The 25428-nt window shown below is 57.2% G+C and carries 28 protein-coding genes and 1 pseudogene; 8 read left to right on the top strand and 21 right to left on the bottom strand.

The window, feature by feature from the left end:
* Positions 1-19 precede the first annotated feature (19 nt).
* From AC22LX_RS08250 to AC22LX_RS08265, 4 genes and pseudogenes are all read left to right on the top strand, one after another.
* Complete coding sequence (locus AC22LX_RS08250) at positions 20-913, top strand: TIGR01777 family oxidoreductase (protein ID WP_063447804.1); 894 nt, start codon at positions 20-22, stop codon at positions 911-913.
* A 213-nt stretch (positions 914-1126) separates the two neighbouring features.
* On the top strand, positions 1127-1381 hold the full coding sequence (locus AC22LX_RS08255; protein WP_063447805.1) for a hypothetical protein: 255 nt from the start codon (positions 1127-1129) through the stop codon (positions 1379-1381).
* 3 nt (positions 1382-1384) lie between these two features.
* Complete coding sequence (locus AC22LX_RS08260; RefSeq protein ID WP_063447806.1) at positions 1385-1939, top strand: hypothetical protein; 555 nt, start codon at positions 1385-1387, stop codon at positions 1937-1939.
* Positions 1940-2014: 75 nt separating this feature from the next.
* Positions 2015-2570 (top strand): annotated as a pseudogene (locus AC22LX_RS08265) (GNAT family N-acetyltransferase).
* On the opposite strand, the gene hisP reads toward AC22LX_RS08265, so the two are convergent.
* The 4 genes from hisP to hisJ form a co-directional block, all read right to left on the bottom strand.
* A complete protein-coding gene (gene hisP, locus AC22LX_RS08270; RefSeq protein ID WP_015365566.1) occupies positions 2551-3324 on the bottom strand; it encodes a histidine ABC transporter ATP-binding protein HisP in 774 nt (257 codons plus the stop codon). The pseudogene AC22LX_RS08265 and the gene hisP sit on opposite strands and share 20 nt — an antisense overlap.
* Positions 3325-3331: 7 nt before the next feature.
* The gene (locus AC22LX_RS08275; protein WP_015365565.1) at positions 3332-4048 is read right to left on the bottom strand and encodes an ABC transporter permease; all 717 of its coding nucleotides are present in this window, start codon (positions 4046-4048) and stop codon (positions 3332-3334) included.
* Positions 4045-4731, bottom strand: a complete 687-nt coding sequence (locus AC22LX_RS08280) for a histidine ABC transporter permease HisQ (RefSeq protein ID WP_487333963.1) — start codon at positions 4729-4731, stop codon at positions 4045-4047. Before AC22LX_RS08280 ends, AC22LX_RS08275 begins: the two co-directional genes overlap by 4 nt.
* A gap of 66 nt (positions 4732-4797) precedes the next feature.
* Positions 4798-5580: a histidine ABC transporter substrate-binding protein HisJ gene (hisJ, locus tag AC22LX_RS08285; protein WP_015365563.1), complete on the bottom strand. Its 783-nt coding sequence runs from the start codon at positions 5578-5580 to the stop codon at positions 4798-4800.
* Between the two features lie 93 nt (positions 5581-5673).
* On the opposite strand from hisJ, the gene AC22LX_RS08290 reads away from it, so the two are divergent.
* Positions 5674-5802, top strand: a complete 129-nt coding sequence (locus tag AC22LX_RS08290; RefSeq protein ID WP_263303189.1) for a hypothetical protein — start codon at positions 5674-5676, stop codon at positions 5800-5802.
* A 45-nt stretch (positions 5803-5847) separates the two neighbouring features.
* Here AC22LX_RS08290 and argT read toward each other — a convergent pair whose 3' ends face one another.
* Positions 5848-6630 (bottom strand): lysine/arginine/ornithine ABC transporter substrate-binding protein ArgT, encoded by a 783-nt coding sequence (argT, locus tag AC22LX_RS08295; RefSeq protein ID WP_015365561.1) that lies wholly within the window; start codon positions 6628-6630, stop codon positions 5848-5850.
* A gap of 49 nt (positions 6631-6679) precedes the next feature.
* Here argT and AC22LX_RS08300 point away from each other — a divergent pair, with 49 nt between their 5' ends.
* Positions 6680-6808 carry a hypothetical protein gene (locus tag AC22LX_RS08300; RefSeq protein WP_162184053.1) on the top strand — a complete coding sequence of 43 codons (129 nt, stop codon included), beginning with the start codon at positions 6680-6682 and terminating at the stop codon, positions 6806-6808.
* A gap of 110 nt (positions 6809-6918) precedes the next feature.
* Here AC22LX_RS08300 and AC22LX_RS08305 read toward each other — a convergent pair whose 3' ends face one another.
* From AC22LX_RS08305 to pdxB, 10 genes are all read right to left on the bottom strand, one after another.
* Positions 6919-7491, bottom strand: coding sequence for a UbiX family flavin prenyltransferase (locus tag AC22LX_RS08305; protein ID WP_015365560.1), 573 nt, complete (start codon positions 7489-7491; stop codon positions 6919-6921).
* A gap of 127 nt (positions 7492-7618) precedes the next feature.
* Positions 7619-9136, bottom strand: a complete 1518-nt coding sequence (gene purF, locus AC22LX_RS08310; RefSeq protein ID WP_015365559.1) for an amidophosphoribosyltransferase — start codon at positions 9134-9136, stop codon at positions 7619-7621.
* A gap of 33 nt (positions 9137-9169) precedes the next feature.
* On the bottom strand, positions 9170-9658 hold the full coding sequence (cvpA, locus tag AC22LX_RS08315; protein ID WP_015706172.1) for a colicin V production protein: 489 nt from the start codon (positions 9656-9658) through the stop codon (positions 9170-9172).
* Between the two features lie 220 nt (positions 9659-9878).
* Complete coding sequence (gene dedD / locus AC22LX_RS08320) at positions 9879-10577, bottom strand: cell division protein DedD (protein ID WP_045391498.1); 699 nt, start codon at positions 10575-10577, stop codon at positions 9879-9881.
* Positions 10567-11835 carry a bifunctional tetrahydrofolate synthase/dihydrofolate synthase gene (gene folC / locus AC22LX_RS08325; protein ID WP_045391500.1) on the bottom strand — a complete coding sequence of 423 codons (1269 nt, stop codon included), beginning with the start codon at positions 11833-11835 and terminating at the stop codon, positions 10567-10569. Before folC ends, dedD begins: the two co-directional genes overlap by 11 nt.
* 63 nt (positions 11836-11898) lie before the next feature.
* Positions 11899-12813, bottom strand: a complete 915-nt coding sequence (gene accD / locus AC22LX_RS08330; protein WP_015365554.1) for an acetyl-CoA carboxylase, carboxyltransferase subunit beta — start codon at positions 12811-12813, stop codon at positions 11899-11901.
* A 199-nt stretch (positions 12814-13012) separates the two neighbouring features.
* Positions 13013-13672 carry a DedA family protein gene (locus AC22LX_RS08335; protein ID WP_015365553.1) on the bottom strand — a complete coding sequence of 220 codons (660 nt, stop codon included), beginning with the start codon at positions 13670-13672 and terminating at the stop codon, positions 13013-13015.
* A 51-nt stretch (positions 13673-13723) separates the two neighbouring features.
* On the bottom strand, positions 13724-14536 hold the full coding sequence (gene truA, locus AC22LX_RS08340) for a tRNA pseudouridine(38-40) synthase TruA (RefSeq protein ID WP_032708800.1): 813 nt from the start codon (positions 14534-14536) through the stop codon (positions 13724-13726).
* Positions 14536-15549 (bottom strand): aspartate-semialdehyde dehydrogenase, encoded by a 1014-nt coding sequence (locus tag AC22LX_RS08345; RefSeq protein ID WP_045364476.1) that lies wholly within the window; start codon positions 15547-15549, stop codon positions 14536-14538. Before AC22LX_RS08345 ends, truA begins: the two co-directional genes overlap by 1 nt.
* Before the next feature lie 62 nt (positions 15550-15611).
* Positions 15612-16748 (bottom strand): 4-phosphoerythronate dehydrogenase PdxB, encoded by a 1137-nt coding sequence (gene pdxB, locus AC22LX_RS08350; RefSeq protein ID WP_045391501.1) that lies wholly within the window; start codon positions 16746-16748, stop codon positions 15612-15614.
* 109 nt (positions 16749-16857) lie between these two features.
* Here pdxB and flk point away from each other — a divergent pair, with 109 nt between their 5' ends.
* Complete coding sequence (flk, locus tag AC22LX_RS08355; RefSeq protein WP_063410962.1) at positions 16858-17841, top strand: flagella biosynthesis regulator Flk; 984 nt, start codon at positions 16858-16860, stop codon at positions 17839-17841.
* A 42-nt stretch (positions 17842-17883) separates the two neighbouring features.
* Here flk and AC22LX_RS08360 read toward each other — a convergent pair whose 3' ends face one another.
* Positions 17884-19059 (bottom strand): MFS transporter, encoded by a 1176-nt coding sequence (locus tag AC22LX_RS08360; protein ID WP_045391503.1) that lies wholly within the window; start codon positions 19057-19059, stop codon positions 17884-17886.
* A gap of 138 nt (positions 19060-19197) precedes the next feature.
* The gene (gene fabB, locus AC22LX_RS08365) at positions 19198-20418 is read right to left on the bottom strand and encodes a beta-ketoacyl-ACP synthase I (RefSeq protein WP_015706178.1); all 1221 of its coding nucleotides are present in this window, start codon (positions 20416-20418) and stop codon (positions 19198-19200) included.
* Positions 20419-20576: 158 nt separating this feature from the next.
* On the opposite strand from fabB, the gene mnmC reads away from it, so the two are divergent.
* Positions 20577-22565, top strand: coding sequence for a bifunctional tRNA (5-methylaminomethyl-2-thiouridine)(34)-methyltransferase MnmC2/FAD-dependent 5-carboxymethylaminomethyl-2-thiouridine(34) oxidoreductase MnmC1 (mnmC, locus tag AC22LX_RS08370; RefSeq protein ID WP_045391505.1), 1989 nt, complete (start codon positions 20577-20579; stop codon positions 22563-22565).
* A gap of 367 nt (positions 22566-22932) precedes the next feature.
* Here the strand turns inward: mnmC and AC22LX_RS08375 are convergent, their stop codons facing one another.
* Genes AC22LX_RS08375 through mepA form a run of 4 tightly spaced genes read right to left on the bottom strand, consistent with a single transcriptional unit; the run spans position 22933 to position 25428 of the window.
* Entirely contained in the window at positions 22933-23214 is a 282-nt protein-coding gene (locus tag AC22LX_RS08375) for a YfcL family protein (protein ID WP_045391507.1), read from the bottom strand.
* A 32-nt stretch (positions 23215-23246) separates the two neighbouring features.
* Entirely contained in the window at positions 23247-23795 is a 549-nt protein-coding gene (locus tag AC22LX_RS08380) for an elongation factor P hydroxylase (protein WP_045391509.1), read from the bottom strand.
* Entirely contained in the window at positions 23795-24604 is an 810-nt protein-coding gene (locus AC22LX_RS08385) for a sulfite exporter TauE/SafE family protein (protein WP_045391512.1), read from the bottom strand. The genes AC22LX_RS08380 and AC22LX_RS08385 overlap by 1 nt, the downstream gene beginning before the upstream one ends.
* The gene (gene mepA / locus AC22LX_RS08390; RefSeq protein WP_015706180.1) at positions 24604-25428 is read right to left on the bottom strand and encodes a penicillin-insensitive murein endopeptidase; all 825 of its coding nucleotides are present in this window, start codon (positions 25426-25428) and stop codon (positions 24604-24606) included. The genes AC22LX_RS08385 and mepA overlap by 1 nt, the downstream gene beginning before the upstream one ends.

Below are 25428 nucleotides of genomic sequence, written 5' to 3' on the forward strand. Positions count from 1 at the left end.
CGTTTGTAAGGGAGGCGGTATGAAAATCCTGCTCACTGGCGGTACCGGGCTCATTGGTCGGCATCTTATTACCAGGCTGCTGGAACTTGGGCACCAACTTACGGTGTCCACCCGCAACCCTGAACGCGTGAAAGCCCGTCTCGATCCCCGCGTCACGCTGTGGCGCGGTTTCGAAGGGCAAAACAACCTTGATGGCTTTGACGCCGTCATTAACCTTGCCGGCGAACCGATCGCCGATAAGCGCTGGACGGCAGAGCAAAAAGAGCGCTTGTGCCACAGCCGCTGGGACATCACCCGCCAGCTGGTCGCGTTATTTAAAGCCAGCGAAACACCACCTTCCGTGCTGATTAGCGGTTCCGCTACCGGCTATTACGGCGATCTCGGTGAAGTCGTGGTGACCGAGGAAGAGCCGCCGCACAACGAATTTACCCATAAACTTTGCGCCCGCTGGGAGCAAATCGCCTGTGAGGCGCAAAGCGATCGCACGCGCGTGTGCCTGTTGCGCACCGGCGTCGTCTTAGCGCCGCGCGGCGGGATCCTGGCCAAAATGACGCCCGCGTTTAAGCTCGGCCTGGGCGGACCTATCGGCGACGGTCGCCAGTATCTGGCGTGGATCCATATCGATGATATGGTGAACGGTATTCTGTGGCTGCTGGATAACGATCTGCGCGGCCCGTTCAATATGGTCTCGCCCTATCCCGTGCGTAACGAACAGTTTGCCCACGCGCTCGGCCACGCGCTCAATCGCCCGGCGATTTTCCGCGTTCCCGCCGCCGCCATTCGCCTGCTGATGGGGGAATCCTCGGTACTGGTGCTCGGCGGCCAGCGCGCGCTGCCAAAACGCCTGGAAGCCGCCGGCTTTAGCTTCCGCTGGTACGATCTGGAAGAGGCGCTGAAGGATCTGTTGGGCTAGGTAGATAAACGGGGAGCAATGGCTCCCCATTCTCTTCTCTGGGGCGGAAGCCGCCTCGCAAATCGTTAATTCCCTGTTCTCCTTGCTACGTTTCTTGTGAAGCACATTCCAACAGCAAAAATATTCTCCTGCCATAACGTCCTGACGAGGAATATACCCTCAAAAAACGTTGACACTCGTCAACACTCTTTTTATTCTGAGCAGGATTTAACGATGAAGGAACATCCGGACAAACATATCAGGATGGCGATTGCCACGGCGCTGGCGCGGGGGTGGATATTGCTGCCTGCAGGTAAAAGCGCTCATTGCTTTGGGCGTCTCGTCTGCGGCGTGGCTGAACACCGTGAACATATGATGAGCATTTGGTCGACGCCCGCCGTCCCTGAAAACCACGCCCGGCAAATAATCAGAATGGTCGAACGGTGTCCCATCCCGGCTACCGCGCGCATCACGCATAAGGAACGCTAAACGATGCCGATATTTAATTTTACGCTGACGCTATCCGGCGTCACCAGTCAAACGCCCGGACTGGAAGATGCGCTCTTTGCCGCAGGCTGTAGCGACGCTCTGGTCTGCTTTTACGGTACCGCGGTCTACCTCGAGTTCGATCGCGAGGGCCAATCGCTGGAACAGGCGGCGCTGTCCGCCATCCGCGATGTAGAAACCGCCGCGCTGCCAGATATCCGCGTGGAGTCCATCGATTCGACATTGGTCGGGCTGAGCGATATCGCCGAACTTATCGGCGTCTCCCGCCAGGCGATCGCGCTATTAAAAGAGGGCGCTCGCGGCAGCGGGCGGTTTCCCGGTCCCGTACAGCGTGTGAAAGGCACTTCCCCTCTCTGGCGCTGGAAATCCGTCGTTGAATGGTTAGTCGCGGAAAAGCGCATCGCCGCCGATTCGCCGATGGTGGCTAACGCCCAACTGCTGGATAGCCTCAACCTGGCGCTACAGCTTCGCCGTTCACCTGAAAATCGCCGCGTGCAGCGCTACCTGCAAAGTCTGAGCGCCACGTCACCCACGGGCTGATTCGCGAGGACGAGCATGTTACCCGGCGCAGCATGGTGGTAAAGTAGGCTTTCGTTTTAGCTGATTAATCGCTTTATGACTACGATAACAACGCCCCGCCTGTTGCTTTCCCGCTTCACTCCGGCCGATTGGCCCTTTTTTCTGCGTCTGCGTCAGGATCCTGACGTCATGCGTTACATGGGTGAGGTGTTAAGCGAAACGGCGCTACGCAGCGTGTTTGAATGCCGCTGTGAAGATGCCGGCGTCTTTGTGTTGCGCGATTCTGCCGGCACGCCGCTGGGAGATATTGGTCTGCGCATCAGTACGAAAAATCCGCACGAGGCCGACGTCGGCTACGCGCTACTGCCGCAAGCGCAGGGTCAGGGCTACGCCAGCGAAGCGCTGCGCGCGATTTGTGATTACGGCTTTACCACCCTTGGCATCCACGCCATTAATGCCTGGGTGCTGGGAGATAACCTGGGGTCGTCGCGGCTGCTGGAAAAGCTGGGTTTTGTACGCATTCAGGTGCTGGAACAGGCCTACCACCTCAACGGCGTGGATTACGATGATTGGATCTACCGACTGGAGCGTTAAGTCATTCCCGGCGAGCAAACCCGCCGGGTTAAAGGCGATTACTTCAGTGAACCTTTAAGGAACTGCTGCAGGCGCTGGCTTTTCGGGTTGCCGAACAGCTCGTCGGGATGCCCCTCTTCTTCGATTCTTCCCTGATGGAGGAAAATCACGTGTGAAGAGACGTGGCGGGCAAAGCCCATTTCGTGGGTGACGACCACCATGGTTTTCCCCTCTTCCGCCAGTTTTTGCATAATACGCAATACTTCGCCCACCAGCTCCGGATCCAGTGCCGAGGTCGGCTCATCAAACAACAGTACGTCCGGCTCCATCGCCAGCGCCCGCGCGATGGACACGCGCTGCTGCTGACCGCCGGAAAGATGTACCGGATATTTGATCTGCTGGCGTTCATCGATGCCGACTTTCGCCAGATACTTCACCGCCCGCTCGCGCGCTTCCTGTTTATTGAGGCCGAGCACCTGAATCGGCGCCTCCATGACGTTTTCCAGTACCGTCATGTGGCTCCACAGGTTGAAGTGCTGGAACACCATCGTCAGTCGCGTGCGCAGCAGACGCAGCTGGTTTTTATCCGCTACCTTCAACTGGCCGTCTTTATCGCGCACCAGGCCAATATTCTGCCCGTTGACGATAATCGTTCCTTCGCTTGGCTTCTCAAGAAAGTTAATGCAGCGCAGGAAGGTACTTTTACCGGAACCCGATGAGCCGATAATACTAATCACGTCTCCGGCCTTCGCTTTCAGCGAGACGCCTTTCAGCACCTCGTGCTCGCCGTAACGTTTATGCAGATCGATAACGCTTAATTTATTGTCGGTCATGGCTTTCTCAGTGCGTCGAAGAAGGTTTGATATGCTGCAGCCAGCGCTTTTCCGCCTTGCGGAACAAGCTAATCAGCACATACGAAATAATTAAGTACAGTACCGCGGCGATACCGAAAGCGGTAAACGGCTGATAGGTCGCCGAGTTAATATCGCGCGCGATTTTCAGCAAATCCGGCACCGTGGCGGTAAACGCCAGCGCCGTCGAGTGCAGCATCAGAATGACTTCGTTACTGTACGCTGGCAGCGCAATACGTAGCGCAGAGGGCAAAATAATGCAGCGGTACAGCTTAACTGATGAAAAGCCGTAAGCCCGCGCGGCCTCAATCTCGCCCGGCGCCACCGAACGAATCGCCCCCGCAAAAATCTCGGTGGTGTAGGCGCAGGTATTTAAGGTCAATGCCAATACCGTACAGTTCAGGCCGCTGCGGAAAAACGCATTCAACAGATCGCTGCCTTTGACGATTTCCAGCGTATACATCCCGGAGTAAAACACCAGCAGCTGCACGTACAGCGGCGTGCCGCGGAAAATATAGGTAAACAGCCAGATCGGAAACTGAATGTATTTATTGCTCGATACGCGCCCGATGGCGAGAAACACCGCGAGGATGCCGCCCATCACCACTGAAGCAATCAACAGCCACAGGGTGATCGCCACGCCTGTAAAACGGTAACCGTCGGTCCACAGCAGGGATTTCCAGTACTCCTGAATAATTTCAATCACAGGTCAGCCCTCTTCACACCCACGGAGTAGCGGCGTTCAAGCAGCAGCAGCACACCATTGGAAATCGTGGTAAACACCAGATAGACAGCCCCACAGACGATAGCGAAATAGAACGGCTGCCAGGTACTTTTGCCCGCCAGCTGCGTTGCCTTAACCACGTCTTCCAGACCGAGCAGCGACACCAGCGCGGTGGCTTTGAGAATCACCTGCCAGTTGTTGCCGATGCCGGGCAGCGCATAGCGCATCATCGCCGGAAACAGGATGCGGCGGAACGTCTGCCAGCCGCTGAAGCCAAATGCCGTCGCCGCTTCAATATGGCCTTTCGGCACCGCCAGAAACGCGCCGCGGAAGGTTTCAGTGAAGTACGCGCCATAGATAAAGCCGAGGGTGATAATACCGGCAATCATCGGATCAATATCAAATTGCGCCATGCCGAATGCATCGGTAATGCTGTTAAGGGCGATCTGCAGCCCATAGAAAATCAGCAGCATCAGCACCAGATCCGGCACCCCGCGGATCAGCGTGGTATAGCCTTCAAACACCAGCGCCATAGGCCGGTTGGCGGATAGTTTCGCCCCCGCGCCCACCAGCCCGATAAGGACCGCCAGCACCACCGAGCTAAGCGCCAGCTCAAGGGTGACCAGCGCGCCCTGAAAAATAACCTGTGAGAACCCGTACAGCATGCTGTCTGCCCTGTCTGTCATCGATCGCCGCACGTGAAAACGCGTGCGGCGAGGTACTAACGATGATTAGTCGCCGTACACGTTAAAGTCGAAATATTTCTTCGCCAGCTTGTCGTAAGTGCCGTCTTTACGCATCTCGGCGAAAGCTTTATTTAGCGCCTCACGCAGCTCGGTGTCGTCTTTACGCAGGCCCATGCCGGTACCGACGCCAAACAACTTCTCATCCTTAATGGACGGGCCGCCAAACTGATAATCTTTGCCAATCGGCTGTTTGAGGAAACCTTCGCTGGCGGCGACCTCATCCTGGAACGCGGCGTCAATACGGCCCGCGGTCAGGTCGGAATAGATATTGTCCTGGCCCTGATAGGAGACAATTTCAATGCCTTTCGGCGCCCAGTGCTCGTTGCCGTAGGTTTCCTGAGTCGTACCCTGCAGCACGCCAATGCGCTTGCCTTTCAGCTTGCTCAGGTCTGGCGTAATATCGCTGCCCTTTTTCACCACCAGACGGGAATCAGCGGCATAAAGTTTGTCGGTGAAAGCAATTTCCTGCTGGCGCTTTTCGGTGATCGACAGCGAGGACATAATCGCATCGATTTTCTTCGCTTTTAACGAGGGGATCAGCGCATCCAGCGGGTTTTCAACGAAGGTACATTGGGTATTGATACGCTTACACAGCTCTTTCGCCAGATCGATGTCAAAACCAATCAATTGACCCTGCGCATTCTTCGATTCGAACGGCGCATAAGTAGGATCGGTACCAATACGGATTTTCTGTGGAATGGCTGCGAATACCGTGGAAACGCTGGAAAGGGCCAGCGCCAAAGAAAGAGACAACGCCAGTTTTTTCATAATTATCCTCAACAGACTGTCATTCTAACGGGTTTATTAGAAGCACTTACGTCAGTTATCGTGCCATTATTCGCCCTGCCAAGGCAAAGCAAAATGCGCATGAAAGCAGATTTTTTTGCATCAGAAACGCTTAACTATGCACTTTCTGAACAAAGAAAAACCGCTGTCGCCCCATTCTGGGGCAAGCCATTAACCGCTTGCACCTATCAAGGGCAACAATAACCGCGTCGCAATGGAGCGGCCTGGCATAACCAGACCGCTACAGTCTTAATCGCCGTAGACGTTAAAGTTGAAGTATTTCTTCGCCATTTTGTCGTAGGTGCCGTCTTTACGCATCTCACCCAGCGCTTTGTCGAAAGCGGCTTTCAGCTCGCCATCTTCTTTGCGCAGGCCGATGCCGGTACCATCGCCGAAGTATTTTTTGTCTTTAACGGAAGGGCCGGCAAAGGCGTAATCTTTACCGGCAGGTTGTTTGAGGAAACCTTCGCTGGCCGCGACTTCATCCTGCAGCGCCGCATCGAGACGCCCGGCGGCGAGGTCGGAATAGATCAGATCCTGGTTGGCATAGGCGACAACATCCACGCCCTGACTGCGCCAGCGTTCGTTGGCATAGGCCTCCTGAGTAGAGCCCTGCAGTACGCCAACATGCTTGCCTTTTAGCGACTCCAGCGTAGGCTGAATCGGCGAGCCTTTTGCCGCGATCAGACGAGAGTCTGCCGCGTACAGTTTGTCAGAGAACGCAATCTCCTGCTGGCGTTTTTCGGTAATCGACAGCGACGAGATAATCGCGTCGATTTTCTTCGCTTTCAGCGAGGGGATCAGCGCGTCAAAATCGCTGCCCACCCAGGTGCACTTCACCTTGATACGCGAGCACAGTTCATTGCCCAGATCGATGTCAAAGCCAATAAAGTTGCCCTTCGAATCCTTCGACGAGAAAGGCGCATAGGTGGTATCGGTGCCGATGCGGATACTTTGCGGCAGCGCCGCAGATACGCTGGCGGCGCTACTGATTCCCATGATTAACGAGAGAGCCAGGATCGTCTTCTTCATAGAAAGCCCTTAAGTGTCGTGATGTTGTTATGTTGTGCGCTGTCTGGTTATGTGTGTTGCCGACAGTTCTTGCAGGTTTTATGCCATTTTCCCGGTGCGTGCCGGTAACAGCGTTAAATTTGTTAATATAAAGTTGCAAGATTGTCTTAAGAGGGAAGATACCAGCATTGGCGGATAAACCGCAGCGGCAAAACGCAAAAAAACAAATTAAATGTCGAGGATTTGATCAGGACAACAAAAATGCACCAGCGGAAGGCAAAGGTAAATAAAATGCACCAAACAGGTGCATCAGGCCCCGCCCTGCCAGCGGGTAAACAGGTCCTGCGGCAGGTCAATATCAAACTGATCGATCACCCGGTTAACCGTCTGATTAATCACATCATCCAGCGACTGGGGACGATGATAGAATGCCGGCACCGGCGGCATAATCACCGCGCCCATTTCCGCCGCCTGCACCATTAAACGCAGATGCCCAAGGTGGAACGGCGTCTCGCGTACGCAAAGTACCAGCGGGCGGCGCTCTTTTAACACCACGTCTGCTGCGCGGGTCAGCAGACCGTCGGTATAGCTATTGACGATGCCGGAGAGCGTTTTCATCGAGCACGGTAGAATAACCATCCCGCTGGTTTTAAACGAGCCGGAGGAGATGCTGGCGGCGATATCGCGCGCGTCGTGTACCACATCGGCCAGCGCCTGCACTTCCCGCAGCGAGTAGTCGGTTTCCAGCGACAGCGTCTGACGCGCCGCCTGGCTCATTATCAGATGGGTCTCGACCTCCGCGACGTCACGCAGCACCTGTAGCAGGCGTACGCCGTAAATCGCGCCGCTGGCGCCGGAAATGCCGATAATGAGTCGTTTCACGATGTTATACCCCTTGCGCATAGTGCCGCAGACTTTGCCGGATTATAGTCTCCGACGCAACCTGGCGGGTAAAAAATAAAAAGGCCCGCGGTCCTCGAAAGACGGCGGGCCAGCAACAAGGGACGAATTAGCCTTCGTTATGCATCTCTAAGTTTTCAACTTCGGTTTGCAGTTGGACCGCTTTCGCATCGTCGTTGCGCAGGGAATCAAGATAATCGAGATACTGTTGGTCTACGTCTTTGGTGACGTACACGCCGTTAAAGACCGAACACTCGAACTGCTGAATATCCGGGTTCTCGGCGCGTACCGCTTCGATCAGATCGTTCAGATCCTGGAAAATCAGGCCGTCAGCGCCGATGATCTGACGGATCTCGTCAACTTCGCGACCGTGGGCGATAAGCTCGTTGGCGGTCGGCATATCGATACCGTAAACGTTAGGGAAGCGAATTTCCGGCGCCGCGGAGGCCAGATACACTTTCTTCGCACCGGCTTCGCGCGCCATTTCGATAATCTGTTCAGAGGTGGTGCCGCGAACGATAGAGTCGTCCACCAGCAGCACGTTCTTATCACGGAATTCGGCGCGGTTGGCGTTCAGCTTACGGCGCACGGACTTACGGCGCAGTTGCTGGCCCGGCATGATAAAGGTACGGCCAACATAGCGGTTTTTGACGAAACCCTGACGATAGGGTTTATCGAGGATACGGGCAATCTCCAGGGCGATATCGCAGGAGGTTTCCGGGATCGGAATAACGACATCGATATCCAGATCTTCCCACTCGCGGGCAATTTTCTCGCCAAGCTTCGTGCCCATGTTCACACGGGCGCTATAGACGGAAATCTTGTCGATAAAGGAGTCCGGACGTGCGAAATAGACGTATTCGAACAGGCATGGGTTGCTGACCGGGTTTTCCGCACATTGACGGGTAAACAGCTGGCCTTTCTCGGTGATGTAGACCGCTTCGCCCGGCGCGACGTCGCGCAGAAATTCAAAGCCCAATGTATCCAGCGCCACGCTTTCGGAGGCGACCATATACTCGGTGCGGCCATCGCCGATATCGCGCTTGCCGAGCACCAGCGGACGAATACCGTTCGGGTCGCGGAAGGCGACCATGCCGTGGCCGATAATCATCGCCACGCAGGCGTATGCGCCGCGGATCTGGCGGTTCGTCGCGGCAATCGCGGCGAAAATGTTATCGGCTTCCAGCGGGTAATGACGGAAATTATCCAGCTCGCTGGCGAAGATATTGAGCAGAATTTCGGAATCGGAGGTGGTGTTGATGTGGCGGCGTTTTTCTTCAAACAGCTTTTGACGCAGCTCGTGGGCATTGGTCAGGTTGCCATTATGGGCCAACGTAATGCCGTACGGCGAGTTAACGTAAAAAGGCTGCGCTTCAGAAGCGCTGGAACTGCCTGCCGTTGGGTAACGGACGTGGCCAATCCCCATATTTCCCTGCATACGCTGCATGTGGCGCGCTTCGAACACATCGCTCACCAGTCCGTTGGCTTTACGCAAACGGAAGCAGTTATTTGCATCAATGGTGATGATGCCCGCGGCATCCTGCCCACGATGCTGAAGCACCGTTAACGCGTCATAAATCGACTGGTTTACCGGCATAACACCGGCGATACCGACAATACCGCACATACGTCTTTTCCTCGTTAAGCTACATCCCAACGCTTATGCTTTGGGCAAGAAACTTGACGAGCTCTGCAGATAGTCAAAGAACCATCTGATAACGAAACTGAACTGCGGGATAAGCTCAGACTTTTGCCAGTCTTCACTTTTTGCCATACCGGTGAAGCTGTCGAGAAAGAACAGAATAGCGGAGACGATCAGCACGCCGCGCAGGGCGCCAAAACAGATCCCCAACACCCTGTCTGTTCCTGACAGACCGGTTTTCTCTACCAGAGCGCCTATCACATAGTTAACGATAGCGCCGACGATAAGCGTTGCGATAAACAATATCGCGATAGCAATCCCATTTCGGACCAGTTCGTCTTCAAAGCCCGTGAACCAGACAGCCAGGTAAGTGTAGTAATGACTGGCGACAAAGAAGGCACATCCCCATGTCACCAGCGATAACGCTTCACGAACAAAGCCGCGGATAAGGCTAACCAAACAGGAAAAACCAATTACCGCAATAATGGCGTAATCAATCCAGACCATATACATCCCACGATTTTACGCCCTGTCGTCCAGTTCGGGGCGCATTCTAACAGAAAAAGAAAACGTTTGCGTAGGGATTTCCGTGCCCTACAGAAATAAAAATGGCGCTGAAAAAACATTCAACGCCATACAGCCTGACGCCTCTTCAGGGCGTATCCGGCAAGGGTTTCAGCAGGTTAACCCGCTTGCTGGCTCACCCAATCGGAGCGGATATGGTTTTTTAATTCGGGCTATATCCCATGACCACGCCGCTCAGGCCAGAAATTTGCTGCAGCTCGCCGAGTTGCCCCTTCAGCTTGTCTTTCGACGCATCCGGCCCCACCAGAATACGGGTAATTTTACCCTGAACCGGGGTGGATGGCGATGTCCAGGCTTTAAAGCCCGAGGAACGCAGTTTACCCACGATTTCGTTAACCTTATCGGCATTCTTCAACGCCCCTAACTGCACCACATAGGCTTTTCCGGTCGGCGCCGGAATAGCGGCCTGCTGCTGTTGCGGCTGTGGTTGCGGCTGCGGTTTCGCCGGAGGCGGCGTCTGCGCGACCTGCTGCGGCTGCGGTTTCTCAACCGGCTTCGGCTGTGGTTTCGGCTGCGGCTTGGCGGCCACCACCGGCTCCTGAACTTCATCGAAGCTATTGTTATTCACCGGGATGCGCGACGGATCCAGCGATGGCGCTGCGGCGTCTCCCGCTCTCACCTCTTCCGCGGCGCCTTCCGGCGGCTGCGAAGGCAGCGCCTGGGTAGCCGCCGGCAGCATATCCGGCTCATCGCGATCGCCCGGCTTCGGCACCAACGGGATCGCCGCAAATTCATCCTGATAATGTTTTTTCTGACCGTCGAGCAGACCCGGGAGAATAATTACCCCCAGCGCTACCAGTACAATCGTCCCGACTAAACGGTTCTGAAACTTACTCGCCACCGATTCTCCCCGCGTCTATCTCTTCCATTACATGCGCTACCGTGTGGAAGGAACCACACACCAGCACCGTATCTTCGGCTTTGGCATCCGCCATGGCGGCATGCCACGCCTGGGCTACGCTGTCATAACTTTGCCCTGCGCGCAGATGCGCAATCAGCTGATCCGCCGTGGCGCCGCGCGGCCCTTCCAGCGGCGCGCAGTACCACGCGTCTACTTCAGGCGCCAGATTCGCCAGGGTTCCGGCGATATCTTTATCATGCAGCATACCAATAACCGCCAGTACGCGCCCCGTTTTCGCTAAGGTTTTGAGACGCCCGGCGAGATAAGCCGCCGCATGCGGGTTATGCGCGACATCGAGGATCACCCGCGGCGCCTCGCTGATAATCTGAAAGCGGCCCGGCAGCATGGCGTGATGGATGCCGTCGCGCAGCGCCTGTTCAGCGACGTTAAGCCCGCTGGCGCGTAGCGCCGCCAGCGCCGTCGCGGCGTTCGGCAATGGAACCTTCGGCAGCGGCAGCCCTGCCAACTCGCCCTGACCATCGCTAAAGTTCCATGACTGGCCAGTCACGCTATAACGCCAGTCGTGGTCGCGGCGCAGCAGCGTCGCGCCTTTTTCATCCGCCACGTCGGCAATCGTGTGCGGCATATCGGGTTCGCCCACCACTGCCGGTTTGCCGGCGCGGAAAATACCGGCTTTTTCACGGCCAATGCTTTCACGATCCGGCCCCAGCCAGTCGGTATGATCCAGCGCGATGCTGGTGACCACCGCCACGTCGGCATCGACGATATTCGTGGCGTCCAGGCGCCCGCCGAGGCCCACTTCGAGGATAACCACATCGAGCTGCGCCTGCTTAAACAGCCATAGCGCGGACAGCGTGCCAAATTCAAAATAGCTCAGCGAGATATCGCCGCGCGCCGCTTCGATTTCGGCAAATGAGGCGGTATGCGCCGCTTCCGGCAGCTCAGCGCCCTGAATGCGCACGCGCTCGGTATAGCGCACCAGATGCGGCGAACTATACACGCCAACTTTATAACCTGCCGCCATCAGCACGGATTCCAGCGTCCGGCAGGTGGTGCCTTTGCCGTTGGTACCCGCCACGGTAAAGACAAACGGCGCCGGTTTTAGTATCGCCATCCGTCCGGCGACTTCGCTCACCCGCGAAAGCCCCAGATCGATGGCTTTACTGTGCAGATGCTCCAGATAAGAAAGCCACGTAGCCAGGGGCGACGTGGCCTGAGGAATAGGATCTTTTTCCATGATGTCCGCGAGAGTTAACGGTAAAAAAAAGGGCAGCGCCTGTCGGCCCTGCCCTCTGCATTATCAGGCCTCTGGTTCCTGATCCGGTACCGGTGGCACCACCTCGCCTTCGTGAGGCGCATCGGCCTGCGGCGAAGGAAGATTCATCAGTTTCGCCAGGATGCTGGCTAATTTCAGACGCATTTCAGGACGACGGATAATCATGTCGATCGCCCCTTTCTCAATCAGGAACTCACTGCGCTGGAATCCCGGCGGCAGCTTCTCACGCACGGTCTGCTCGATAACGCGAGGACCGGCGAAGCCGATCAGCGCTTTCGGCTCGGCGATATTAAGATCGCCCAGCATCGCGAAGCTCGCGGAGACGCCGCCCATGGTCGGGTCGGTCAGCACGGAGATGTACGGTAAACCGCGTTCCTGCATTTTCGCCAGCGCCGCGGAGGTCTTCGCCATCTGCATCAGCGACATCAGCGCTTCCTGCATACGGGCGCCGCCGGAAGCGGAGAAGCAGATTAGCGGGCAGTTGTCTTCCAGCGCCTGCTCAACCGCACGGACGAAACGCGCACCAACAACGGAACCCATCGAACCGCCCATAAAGGCGAATTCAAATGCCGCCGCCACGACAGGCATGCCGTGCAGGGTGCCTTTCATCACCACCAGCGCGTCTTTCTCGCCGGTCTCTTTCTGTGCAGAGGCCAGACGGTCTTTATACTTTTTCGAATCGCGGAACTTCAGCACATCCTTTGGCTCGAGCTCGCTACCCAGCTCCACGAGAGAACCTTCGTCCAGCAGGCTATGCAGGCGATTGCGCGCCGACATACGCATGTGGTGATCGCACTTAGGGCAAACCTCCAGGTTGCGCTCCAGCTCTGCGCGGTACAGTACCTGACCGCAGCTGTCGCACTTGGTCCATACACCTTCAGGAATACTTGCCTTACGGGTGGGGGTTATATTGCTTTTAATTCGTTCAATCCAGCTCATTGATAACCTTTCTACCTGAACCTGGTCGATGCCAGTTTTGTCGCAAGGGGCGCATAATGCCACTTTTGCCCCTCACAGACCATGAATGTTGCACATTAAATCATAACATCCCGTAACATGGGATAAAAAAGTGGTCGAACCGCTCACACTTTGCGCGCCGGACGTCATTGCAACGCCCGGCGAAAATGCCGCTAAGGGCTTATTTAGCCTGCTTTGCCGCCGCCCGGCGATGGCGAATCACTTCGATAACACCCGGCAGTACCGACAGGACGATAATCGCCACGATCAGCAGCTTCAGATTTTCCTGCACGATCGGCAAATCACCGAACAGGTACCCGGCGTAGGTGAACAGCAGTACCCACAGCAGCGCGCCTACCACGTTATACGCCGCAAAATGACGATAGGACATGTGGCCCATTCCCGCCACAAACGGCGCAAAGGTTCTGACGATCGGCACAAAACGCGCGAGGATGATGGTTTTGCCGCCGTGGCGTTCATAGAAGGTATGGGTTTTGTCGAGATAGCTGCGACGGAAAATCTTCGAGTTCGGATTGCTGAATAGCTTTTCGCCGAACAATCTACCGATGGTGTAGTTCAGGGCATCGCCAACAACGGCGGCAATGACCATCAGCGCGACCATCAGGTGTACGTTGAGATCGTTAGTTGGCAGCGCGGAGAGCGCGCCGGCGACGAACAGCAGAGAATCTCCGGGCAGGAACGGCGTCACCACCAGGCCGGTTTCGCAGAACAGAATCAAGAACAGTATGGCGTAAACCCAGACGCCATACTGCGCGACCAGCTCCGCAAGGTGCACATCAATATGCAGGATGAAATCAATCAAAAAATGAATCAGGTCCATATTTGTCTTAGCCTTTAGTGACAACCGCCCCCTGTTACGGGGGCGCTGATATTAGTCCGCCAAAAATAGCGGGCCCATCGGCATTACCGGCAGATCGAAATGGGCCGGATAATCCACCGACACCAGATACAATCCTTCCGCTTTCGCCGTCGCGGCAGCCAGAGTCCGGTCCTTCGCCGCCAGCAGTTCTGCAATCCAGCTCTCTGGCTGGTTTCCGGCGCCTACTTCCATCAGGCTGCCGACGATGTTCCTTACCATATGATGAACAAAAGCGTTCGCCTTGATATCCACCACCACATAAGCCCCGTGACGGGTCACGTTGATATGCATCACGTTACGCCACGGCGTGCGCGACTGACATTGCACCGCGCGAAACGAGGTGAAGTCATTCTCGCCAATTAAACACTGCGCGGCGCGATGCATCCGCCCGGCATCCAGAGGGTGGTAATAATGCGTCACCCCCTGGCTTAACACCGCCGGACGCAGGCGGTGATTATAGATGACGTAACGGTAACGACGGGCCGTCGCGCTGAAGCGGGCGTGAAAATCGTCCGCAACATGCTTCACCCAACGCACGGCGATGTCACCAGGTAAATTCGCATTTACGCCCAGCGTCCAGGCGGCGTCTTTACGCTGAGCGCGGGTTTCAAAGTGCACCACCTGGCCGGTACCGTGAACGCCGGCGTCGGTACGCCCGGCGCAGAATACGTGTACCGGTTCGGCCGCCACCTGCGACAGCGCCTTTTCCAGCTTTTCCTGCACGCTGCGCACTTCGTTTTGCCGCTGCCAGCCGTAGTATTTGCTGCCGTCGTACTCGATGCCCAGCGCGATTTTATACACCGGCTGCTGCTGTGCTTCAGACATCAGTACAAATACTCCTGAACCAGCTTCTCGGCGATTTTCACCGCCATCAGCGCGCCGCCAAAGCGCACGTTATCGGCAACCGACCAGAACTGAATCTGCTCGGGCATGCCGTAATCGTTATGCACGCAGCCGATGGACAGACGCGCGTTACCGGAAGCATCGCCGACCTGCGTCGGGAATTCGCCCTCTTCAGAAAGCTCGATATCCTCGCCGCGGGTAAAGGCGTCGCGCGCCTCCTCCGCCGCCAGCGGACGCAGCGCTTCAAAATTCACCATCTGCGCATGACCATAGAAGACCGGTGATTGCACGACGCTCGCGGAAATCATCAGGCCGTCATCCTGGAGAATTTTGCGCGCTTCATCGACGATACGTCGTTCTTCGCGCACGCTACCTTCGCGATCCGGCAGAATCGGCAGCATATTGAATGCCAGCTGGCGACCAAAGAAATCGTCTTCATCAATCGGAATACCGTTCAGCAGCTTCGCGCTCTGCCCCGCCAGCGCATCGACCGCTTTTTTCCCCTGCGCCGAGGCAGACAGCAGATTAGTAACGGTAATACGCGACAGGCCGCCATCATCGATCAGCGGTTTCAGCGCCGTCAGCAGCTGGCTGGTCAGGCTGTTTGGTACCGCAATCACGTTACGGTTGCGGTAGTCGCCGAGCACGAACGGGTTAACGTCCGGCACCACCAGCGGCACGTCCGGCTCCAGCGCGAACAGGCCGCTAAGATCGATAACCAGACAACCGGCGTTGGTGGCTTCTTCGACATACGCCGCGCTGGCTTCGACGCCTGCGGCGAAGAAAGCCAACTGGGCCTGGGTCCAGTCAAATTCGGCGGCGTCCTGCACGATGACCGATTTGCCACCATAACGCAGATGTTCGCCCGCGCTTTCATTGCGCGCCAGCGCATAAATTTCGCCTACCGGAAACTGGCGTTCAGCAAGGGTTTCAAGCAGGGCTTCGCCTACGGCGCCGGTTGCGCCCAGTACGGCAATATTCCAGCCTTCAGACATGGTGGTGTACTCCAGAAAATAGCGACCCTGCCGGATTATCCGACAGGGGCATTAAGAAGATATTAACGAACAGGATGATGTACGGCATTAAAACCGAGCTGACGCAGCAGCGTCGCTGCTTTTTCATCGCTGCACTGTACGTACAGGGACGACCATTCGCGGCGTTCCTGATAATTTTTACGCAGCTTGTCGAATTCGCCGGCAATGCCTGCCACTTTACGCAGCGGCGCATCATCGCGGCGCACATCATACACCAAATGGACCAGCCTTTTCAGCGTCGCCTGATCGAGCGGGCCGTGCAGAGTGATGCGGCCAAATTCCGGCGCCGGCAGTAGCGTGTCCAGCGCCACCTGCTGCGGATGGCCAATGAACGCGCTATAGGCTTCAAACACCTGAGTGGTGCCGCGCGCTTTGCCTTCAAGGGTATAACCGGCGATATGCGAGGTACCGATATCGACACGCGCCAACAACTCGGTATTCAGATCCGGTTCGGGTTCCCAGACGTCGAGCACCACACTCAGTTGCTGCCCGGCCTGCAAGCGCTTGAGCAGCGCCGCGTTATCCACCACCGGGCCACGGCAGGCGTTAATCAGAATAGCTCCCGGCTGCAGGCGGCTAATCAGCGCTTCATCGGCCAGATGCAGCGTTTTATACTGTCCGTCTTTAAACAACGGCGTGTGGAACGTCAGGATATCCGCCTGCTGCACTAACTCGTCCAGGCTGCGGAAGTCGCCTTCATCGCCGCGATCGGCGCGCGGCGGATCGCAGAGTAACGTTTTAATTCCCAGCGCTTCCAGACGTTTTTGCAAACGCCCGCCAACGTTGCCGACGCCGACGATACCGACGGTGCGGTCAGCCAGCGCGAATCCATCGCGCTCGGCGAGCATCAGCAGCGCCGAGAAAACATACTCCACCACCGCGATCGCATTACAGCCCGGCGCGGCGGAAAAGCCAATCCCCGCCTGTTGCAGCCACGCTTGATCGACATGATCGGTGCCTGCGGTGGCGGTGCCGACAAACTTAATCGTCTTACCGGAGAGCAGCGCTTCGTTCACCTTAGTAACGGAACGCACCATCAGCGCGTCGGCGTCGGTTAACGCTTCCTGCGGAATGGGACGACCGGGAACGGCCTGCACGTCTCCCAAACGGCTAAAAAGCTCACGCGCATAGGGCATATTTTCATCAACGAGGATTTTCACGGTTCAGTACCTGTCTGAGAACGAGAGTAAACCGGGGAAGTGTGCCATAATCTGGCCGCCAGGAACATCATCACCCGGCTTAAGTACAGCACTACGGTAAGGATTCATCATGACACCACCCGTTTCAGGTATGTCCGATCGCCCTCCGGGGACTGGCCCATCCGGCGCATCCGCCGTGGGCCCAAATGCGCTCACCATGCAGCAACGCACCGTTCTGGAGCGGCTGATAACGCGTCTGGTGACGCTGACATCGCAGCAAAACGCCGAAGTGTGGGCCTGCGTGAAGCACGATCTGGGTCTGAAAGGCGACACGCCGCTGCTGGCGAGCCATTTCAGCGCGGCTGAGAGCAACCTGAATCAGCGCTTAAGTATCGCTCAGCAAAACCACCACCATCGGCAAATTCTCGCCCAGCTCAGCGAACTGCTGACTCAGGGAAATAACCGTCAGGCGGTGAGCGATTATATCCGCCAGAATTACGGTCAAACCGTGCTGCATGCGCTAACCCAAGCGCAGCTGGAGAACGTGCTGCATCTGCTGCAAAACGGCCAGTTGGCGATCCCGCAGCCACAGCAGCGTACGCCGACGCTGCGCCCTTTGCTGCCGGCGGAACATAACACCCTGAATCAGTTAGTGACCAAACTGGCCGCCGCAACCGGCGAATCGAGCAAGCTTATCTGGCAATCAATGCTTGAGCTGTGCGGCGTGAAATCCGGCGAACTGATCCCCGCCACCCACTTCACCCCGCTCTCGTACTGGCTGCAGGCGCGACAAACTCTGAGCGCGCAAACCGCGCCGACGATGAATTCGCTGCAGGCAGCGCTTAAGCAACCGCTGGAGGCGCAGGAGTGGCAGAAAATCGCCGATTTCGCGCAAAGCAGCTGGCAGGTAACGCCAACGACGACCTTAACCAGCCCGCAGGTGCTAACGCTATTAAATAAAGTCTTTGCGCTACGCGTGGCCCGCGCCCAGGCGACAATGGCAATTACCCCGGTCGAGCCGCTGCCCGCCCCCCATCCGGTGTATAGTAAAAAAGCGTGGACGGTGGCGATTGCGCTGCTGGTGGTGATTATTCTGCTGTGGCTGGTGCTGTAAGCCTAAAAGAATAACGGCGGCCTGATAGCCGCCGTTATTCCTTTATTTACGTAGCGTCAACAGAGTGACCACAATCCCTAATACCGCGCAAATCGCCCCGGCAAGAAAAACGGATGCATAGCCCAACGAGGTGGCAAGCAGGCCAGTCAGCGGGCCGGTGACGCCATAAGAGATATCCTGAAACGCGGCATAGCCGCCAAGCGCGGTGCCGCGAACCTGAGCCGGAACCCGTTTGACTACCTCAACGCCCAGCGCCGGGAAGATAAGCGAGCAACCGCAGCCGGTCAAAGCGGCGCCCGCCAGCGCCACCCAGGCGCCCGGCGCTTGCCACAGCAGCGTCAGGCCAATAGCTTCAATCAGTAGTGACACCATCGCCACCTTAATGCCGCCGAAGCGATCCGGCATCCAGCCGAACAGAATACGCATCAGGACAAAAGCGCCGCCAAACGCGGTCAACGTGAAGCCGGCCATCGCCCAGCCGTGGCTGGCGAAATAGAGCGAAACAAAGGTGCCGATTACCGCAAAGCCGACGCCCTGCAGGCCGAGACCAATCCCCGGCCGCCAGATCATGCCGATGACGCTCCATAGCGAAGGACGCTCGCCGCCGTGAGCGGGAACTTTACGGACCGTGCCGTTAATCGCCCACGCCAGCAACGGCAGCGCCATCGTGACGCAGGCCAGCGTCGCCACGCCGAAACGGCTGTAAATCAGCAGCCCCAGCGGCGCGCCCACCGCCAGCGCCCCATACATCGCCATGCCATTCCACGACATCACTTTACCGGAACGACGCGGGCCAACCAGCCCTAATCCCCAGCTTAAGTTACCGGTCAGCAGTTGGCTTTCACCAAAGCCGAGAATCAAACGGCCCAGCACCAGCAGGCCAAATTTGGCCATCACCGGCACCGGCAACAGCGCCGCCGCCAGCCAGGCGCCGCCGGCCAGAGCACAGGCCAGCATTCCTTGCAGTACCGAGCGTTTCGCGCCGTACTGATCGGCCAGTCTCCCGGCATAGCCGCGGGTTAAGACCGTGGCGAGAAACTGGATGCCGACGGCCACGCCGACGAGAGTGTTGCCAAAGCCGAGATCGTGATGCACAAATAGTGGGATAACCGGTAGCGGCAACCCCACGGTCATATAGGTCAGAAAAACCGCAAAGGTAATGCGAAATAGCGAGAGATTCTCTGAAGCGTTGTTTATCGTTTTTGTCGCTGCGGACATGCGTTACCCCAGTTTTGCAGAGCAAGGCGAGAAGATGGAATGAGAATAATGGCGAGCAATTTGCCTTCTCTCGCCGGGCGCTGTCAAGACGTCAAAAAAAGGGGAGCCTGAGGCTCCCCTGGTTCTGTTTCGTACCAATTAGGCGTTGTATTTACGCATAACCAGAGTAGCGTTGGTGCCGCCGAAGCCGAAGCTGTTGGACATCACGGTGGTCAGTTGAGCATCGGTCGGTTTGGTGACGATGTTAAGGCCGGCAGCCTGCTCGTCCATCTCTTCGATGTTGATGCTTGGCGCGATAAAACCGTGTTCCAGCATCAGCAGAGAGTAGATGGCTTCCTGTACGCCTGCGGCGCCCAGAGAGTGGCCGGTCATCGCTTTGGTGGCGGAGATAGCCGGGCTATTGTCGCCGAAGACTTCGCGGATCGCGCCCAGCTCTTTCACGTCGCCTACCGGAGTAGAAGTGCCGTGGGAGTTCAGGTAGTCAATCGGGGTATCAACGCCGTGCATCGCCATCTGCATGCAGCGCACTGCGCCTTCGCCAGATGGAGCAACCATGTCCGCGCCATCGGAAGTCGCGCCGTAACCGACGATTTCCGCATAGATATGCGCGCCGCGCGCCAGCGCGTGTTCCAGCTCTTCAACCACGACCATGCCGCCGCCGCCCGCGATAACGAAACCGTCGCGGTTCGCATCATAGGTACGGGACGCTTTGTCCGGAGAATCGTTGTATTTGGTGGACAGCGCGCCCATGGCGTCGAATTCGCAAGCCATTTCCCAGCACAGCTCTTCGCCGCCGCCGGCAAAGACGATGTCCTGTTTGCCCAGCTGAATCTGTTCTACCGCGTTACCAATGCAGTGTGCGGAAGTGGCGCAAGCGGAGCTGATAGAGTAGTTGACGCCGTGGATTTTAAACGGCGTGGCGAGGCAGGCGGATACGCCGGAAGCCATCGCTTTGGTGACAACATATGGGCCCACGGCTTTCAGACCACGCGGACTACGCATGGCATCGGCGCCGAAGACCTGGAATTTCGGGGATCCGCCGCCGGAACCTGCAATCAGGCCGACACGCGGGTTGTTCTGGTATGCTTCCGGCGCCAGACCGGCGTCGGCTACCGCCTGCTCCATGGACAGATAAGCATAAATGGATGCATCGCTCATAAAGCGAACTACTTTGCGGTCAATGAGGCCCGTGGTATCCAGTTTGACGTTGCCCCATACGTGGCTACGCATTCCTGAATCCTTCAGCTCCTGAGAGAAAGTGATCCCTGAACGTCCTTCACGCAGAGATGCCAGGACTTCCTGCTGGTTATTACCGATGCTGGAAACGATGCCCAAGCCAGTAATCACTGCACGTTTCATTCAATACCTCTGTAAGTCGCACTATTTTAAGTTTCGAGTCGCACAATAGCGTACACTTGTACGCCGAACAAGTCCGATCAGCCATTTTGTGTATAAATTTGCGCCTTCTGGCACACATCGTTAAGATCGCGCTACGCCTTGTGATTCGAGTAACTTACGTGAAACAAAACGCCATACAACCCGCCAACCTGGAATTCAACGCTGAGGGTACACCTGTTTCCCGAGATTTTGACGACGTTTATTTTTCTAATGACAACGGTCTGGAAGAGACGCGCTACGTTTTTCTCAACGGCAACCGGCTTGATAGCCGTTTCCCAACCCACCCGCGCTCGCTGTTTATCGTCGCGGAGAGCGGCTTCGGCACCGGGCTCAATTTCCTGACGCTGTGGCAGGCGTTTGCTGTTTTTCGTCGCGATAATCCGCAGGCTACGCTGCAAAGATTACATTTCATCAGTTTTGAAAAATTTCCGCTGAAGGCCGACGACCTGCGTCTGGCGCACCAGCACTGGCCGGAACTGGCGCCGTGGGCTGAACAGCTACAGGCGCAGTGGCCGCTGCCAATCGCGGGCTGCCACCGCCTGCTGCTCGACGATGGCCGCGTCACGCTGGATTTATGGTTTGGCGATATCAACGCGCTTACCGACCAGCTTGATGATTCCTTTAACCGCCAGGTCGACGCCTGGTTCCTCGACGGCTTCTCGCCGGCGAAAAATCCGGATATGTGGACGCCGGGGCTGTTTTCCGCCATGGCGCGCCTGGCCCGCCCCGGCGGCACGCTGGCGACCTTTACCTCAGCCGGTTTCGTTCGCCGCGGGCTGCAGGAGGCCGGTTTTAGCATGCAAAAACGCAAAGGCTTTGGCCGCAAGCGCGAAATGCTAATCGGCGAATTGACCGCCGACGCGCCGACGCTGGCGCGGACGCCATGGTTTGCCCGCAGCGGCAGTCAATCGCGCGAAGCGGCGGTGATCGGCGGCGGTATCGCCAGCGCCCTGCTCTCGCTGGCGCTGCTGCGTCGCGGCTGGCAGGTGACGTTGTACTGCGCTGACGATGCGCCCGCCCGCGGCGCATCCGGCAATCGCCAGGGCGCGCTGTATCCGCTATTAAGCCAGCACGACCCTTCGCTGGCGCGCTTTTTCCCGGCGGCGTTTACTTTCGCGCGCCGCGTTTACGACGCGTTGCCAGTGGAATTCGATCATCAATGGTGCGGCGTAACCCAACTCGCCTGGGATGAAAAAAGCACGCAGAAAATCGCCCAAATGCTGGCGTCAGATATACCTGCGGAGCTCGCCCGCGCGGTGACGGCGGATCGGGTCGCTGAACTTACCGGCGTTGATACCGGCTGCGGCGGCATTACCTATCCTGCCGGCGGCTGGCTGTGCCCGCAGCAGTTGACGGCAGAATTGCTGTCGCTGGCGGCGACGCAGGGACTACGCAGCCACTTCTGTTATCCCGTTGAAACGCTCTGCGCGGAGGGCGACGGCTGGTTGCTCAATCAGCAGCATCATCATCAGGCGGTGGTACTGGCGAACGGACATCGCCTGACTGATTTTGCCCAGACCGCGCAGTTGCCGGCTTATCCGGTCGGCGGCCAGGTTAGCCATATCCCCACCACGCCGGGGCTTTCCGCCCTGCGCCAGGTGTTATGCTATGACGGCTATCTGACGCCGCAGAATCCCGCGAATCAGCAACACTGTATCGGCGCCAGCTATCATCGCGGCAAGACGGATACCGATTTCAGCGCCGAAGATCAGAGGCAAAATCGCCAGCGCCTGATTGATTGTTTCCCGCAGGCGGCATGGGCAAAAGAGGTGGATGTTAGCGGCAACGACGCCCGTTGCGGCGTACGCTGCGCCACCCGCGACCACCTGCCGATGGTGGGCAATGTTCCGGATTATGAGAAAACGTTGACGCAGTACGCCACGCTTCACGAACAGCAGGAAAATGTCGACAGCGCGCCGGTTTATCACAATCTGTTTATGCTCGCGGCATTGGGATCTCGTGGGCTGTGCACCGCGCCATTGAGCGCCGAACTGCTGGCCGCGCAGATGAGTGAAGAACCGCTGCCGCTGGATAGCGACACGCTGGCGGCGCTGAATCCGAATCGGCTGTGGGTGAGAAAACTGCTGAAGGGAAAAGCGGTAAAATAACGGCGACTTGCGCCTTATCCGGCCTACGGTCCGTGCAGTCTGCCGTTAATTTATTCACTACGCAGGCTAAAACTGCCGGCGCTGGTGGCCTAAAAACCCCCGGTGGCGCTGCGCTTACCGGGGCTACAGCGCTGTGCGATTTGGTAGCCCGGAAGGCCCTGTGCGCTCTCTGCGCCACGGAAAACATATTGCAGAAGAATTAACCGGGAGCGCAAGATACTCTGGAGCGAAACGAGATAAATGCTTTCTCAAGATAAAAGTTGCAAACCGATAACAGTATCTACAGCCTGGTAGCCCCGGTAAGCGCAGCGCGACCGGGGAGAGTCTCCGGATGTCGGCTAACGCCTCATCCGGATGACATCAGTTATCAGGCCTGATTTTTCGCCTGCTGGTACAGGTTATTCCACATCCCCTGCACCAGAATCTGGTCCGGCGGCGACAGTTCGCCCGCGCTAATGGCCTTTTCCAGGCTGCTGGCGACTTTATCATTAATCGCCTGCGCCGAGTGCTCCCCTTCCCCTTCCAGCTCGGCCACCGCCAGCGTCAGGTGGCCGCGCAGATAACCGCCAGCAAACAGTTCGTCATCACTGGCGTGGTCTACCATATCGTCAATTAACGCCAGAATGCGTGATTCAAACTCCGCGATCATCGTCTTTCCTCTTTCATTTGTAATTCGTGGCTTTAGTGCAGGTCTTCCGGCCACGGAAATTGTTCTGCCGTCAGCGGCGGCGTTTGGTAATACTGTTGCAGCGCGCGAATAAAGCGCGCCGGGCGCTCAGGGATCCCCTGCTCCAGATAAGTCATCACCTGGGCATGCACGCGCCGCTGAAACGCAATACGGTCGGGTTCAAAGTCGCCTTCCAGGTTGTCGCAGCTGACGTTAAATGGAAATCCCGCCGCCGTACAGAACAACCAGTCAAAAGCCTGTGGCTTAACCTCGACGTCTTCGAACTTGCTTTGCGTCATTGCATCGCGGCCGTCCGGGCAGTACCAGTAACCAAAATCCACCAGCTCGCGCCGCGCCTTGCCGGCGATACACCAGTGGGAAATTTCGTGCAGAGCGCTGGCGTAAAAGCCGTGGGCAAACACGATCCGGTTATAGGGCACTTCGCTATCTGCAGGAAGATAGATCGGTTCGTCGTCGCCTTTAATCAGACGGGTATTAAAATCATCGGCAAAGCAGCCGTCAAAGATCTCGACCAACTGCTGATAATGGTGTTGCTGTTGCATTAGTGAATTCCCAACCACTGCAAAATCTCAGCCCCGTGGCTGTCGTAAAGAAGTTTAGCGCTCATCACCGCGGAGACGATGACGATCATCGGCCGAATCAGCGACTGTCCTTTACTCAGCACCAGCCGCGAACCGGCGCGAGCGCCGATAAACTGCCCGGCCATCATCACAAAACCGGTAGCCCAAATCACTTTGCCGCCGATAATAAACAGCAGCAGGCCGCCAATATTGGAGGTGGCGTTTAGCAGTTTGGCGTGAGCGGTGGATTTCGCCAGATTAAACCCGGCGAGCGTCACAAAGGCCAGCGCATAAAAAGAACCGGCGCCGGGGCCAAAAAAACCATCGTAGAAACCAACGCTGCCGCCAGCGACCAGCGCGAACGGCAAGCCATACAGGCGACGCTGACGATCGGATTCCCCGAGCTTCGGCATCAGCAAAAAGTACAGCCCGATGCCAATCACCAGCAGCGGCAGGATTTGCTTTAAAATATCGGACTGCACGTGCTGCACCAGCAGCGCGCCCGCCGTCGAGCCGATAAAAGTCATCAGAATATTGAGTTTCTGATCGGCGAGATTCACTACCTTGCGACGGATAAAATAGAGCGTCGCGGAAATGGAACCGCCGCAGGCCTGTAGCTTGTTGGTCGCCAACGCCTGAGCGGGCGGCATACCCGCCGCCATCAGCGCCGGGACGGTCAACAACCCGCCGCCGCCGGCTAAGGAATCAATAAATCCGGCCAGAATCGCGACAAAAAAGAGCGCCACCAGAACCATTGGCGACACCATAAACAGCTCGGCAAAACTATCCATTAGAGAAGATGCTCATCCAGTAGCGCCTGGCAGGAAGGCGGCAGCGGAGGCGGCGTCTTCTTCACAGGTGGGGTTGACCCAGGTTTAGGCGGTTCAAACCAGCTTTGCAGCTCGGCTCCGCAGCCATCGCCAGCCGGTGGCGGTGCTTGATCTTCGCACTCAAGGCTACCCGCCGGGCAGCGCAGGCGCACGTGCATATGGGCGCGATGCTGGAACCACGGGCGGACTTTGCGTAGCCATTGGCGATCGTTACCGGCATCGAGGCACAATTGCTGTTTGATAGCCGGGTTGACGAAAATACGTGTTACATCGTTATCTTCCGCCGCCATTTTAATCAGATTGCTGATTTGCGGGCTCCACAGCGACGGCACCACCCGCTTACCATCGCGGGCGACTAAGTCCAGCGCCTGCGGTTTCAGCAGCTGTGCGGAGGTCCAACGGGTCTGCGGCAGTTGCAGGAAAATATCAACATCCAGACCCGACTGATGGCTGGCGTGGCCGCCGTTAAAGCGCCCGCCGGCAGGCATGCCCATATCGCCAATCAGCACCGTCCCCATACCTTTATTGTGCGCCTGCAGGCTCAGTCGCTGAATAAACTGCACGAGATCCGGGTGGCCGAAGTAGCGCCGCTGATCGGTACGCATCACCTGGTAATCAGGGGAGTTCAACGGTAACGGCTGGGCGCCGACGATGCAGCCATTGGCAAACGCGCCAATAGATTGAGCGCTGCCGCTAATCGGCTGGGATATTTTCTGCCACGGCGTCGCCGCCAGGCTGGCGGTGCTGGCCAACAGCGCCAGCAGTGCGATAACGGTATTTTTCAT

The organism is Klebsiella sp. PK01 (assembly GCF_057624675.1).

Coding starts and splice junctions, on each gene's coding strand:
- hisJ (WP_015365563.1), bottom strand. CDS start 5,580: ATGAAAAAACTGGCGTTGTCTCTTTCTTTGGCGCTGGCCCTTTCCAGC.
- argT (WP_015365561.1), bottom strand. CDS start 6,630: ATGAAGAAGACGATCCTGGCTCTCTCGTTAATCATGGGAATCAGTAGC.
- accD (WP_015365554.1), bottom strand. CDS start 12,813: ATGAGCTGGATTGAACGAATTAAAAGCAATATAACCCCCACCCGTAAG.
- AC22LX_RS08300 (WP_162184053.1), top strand. CDS start 6,680: ATGTGTGTTGCCGACAGTTCTTGCAGGTTTTATGCCATTTTCCCGGTG.
- AC22LX_RS08255 (WP_063447805.1), top strand. CDS start 1,127: ATGAAGGAACATCCGGACAAACATATCAGGATGGCGATTGCCACGGCG.
- AC22LX_RS08345 (WP_045364476.1), bottom strand. CDS start 15,549: ATGTCTGAAGGCTGGAATATTGCCGTACTGGGCGCAACCGGCGCCGTA.
- AC22LX_RS08250 (WP_063447804.1), top strand. CDS start 20: ATGAAAATCCTGCTCACTGGCGGTACCGGGCTCATTGGTCGGCATCTT.
- mepA (WP_015706180.1), bottom strand. CDS start 25,428: ATGAAAAATACCGTTATCGCACTGCTGGCGCTGTTGGCCAGCACCGCC.
- folC (WP_045391500.1), bottom strand. CDS start 11,835: ATGGAAAAAGATCCTATTCCTCAGGCCACGTCGCCCCTGGCTACGTGG.
- truA (WP_032708800.1), bottom strand. CDS start 14,536: ATGTCTGAAGCACAGCAGCAGCCGGTGTATAAAATCGCGCTGGGCATC.
- purF (WP_015365559.1), bottom strand. CDS start 9,136: ATGTGCGGTATTGTCGGTATCGCCGGTGTTATGCCGGTAAACCAGTCG.
- fabB (WP_015706178.1), bottom strand. CDS start 20,418: ATGAAACGTGCAGTGATTACTGGCTTGGGCATCGTTTCCAGCATCGGT.
- AC22LX_RS08335 (WP_015365553.1), bottom strand. CDS start 13,672: ATGGACCTGATTCATTTTTTGATTGATTTCATCCTGCATATTGATGTG.
- AC22LX_RS08290 (WP_263303189.1), top strand. CDS start 5,674: ATGCGCATGAAAGCAGATTTTTTTGCATCAGAAACGCTTAACTATGCA.
- AC22LX_RS08280 (WP_487333963.1), bottom strand. CDS start 4,731: ATGCTGTACGGGTTCTCACAGGTTATTTTTCAGGGCGCGCTGGTCACC.
- AC22LX_RS08380 (WP_045391509.1), bottom strand. CDS start 23,795: ATGCAACAGCAACACCATTATCAGCAGTTGGTCGAGATCTTTGACGGC.
- flk (WP_063410962.1), top strand. CDS start 16,858: ATGACACCACCCGTTTCAGGTATGTCCGATCGCCCTCCGGGGACTGGC.
- AC22LX_RS08260 (WP_063447806.1), top strand. CDS start 1,385: ATGCCGATATTTAATTTTACGCTGACGCTATCCGGCGTCACCAGTCAA.
- AC22LX_RS08360 (WP_045391503.1), bottom strand. CDS start 19,059: ATGTCCGCAGCGACAAAAACGATAAACAACGCTTCAGAGAATCTCTCG.
- hisP (WP_015365566.1), bottom strand. CDS start 3,324: ATGACCGACAATAAATTAAGCGTTATCGATCTGCATAAACGTTACGGC.
- AC22LX_RS08385 (WP_045391512.1), bottom strand. CDS start 24,604: ATGGATAGTTTTGCCGAGCTGTTTATGGTGTCGCCAATGGTTCTGGTG.
- cvpA (WP_015706172.1), bottom strand. CDS start 9,658: ATGGTCTGGATTGATTACGCCATTATTGCGGTAATTGGTTTTTCCTGT.
- AC22LX_RS08375 (WP_045391507.1), bottom strand. CDS start 23,214: ATGATCGCGGAGTTTGAATCACGCATTCTGGCGTTAATTGACGATATG.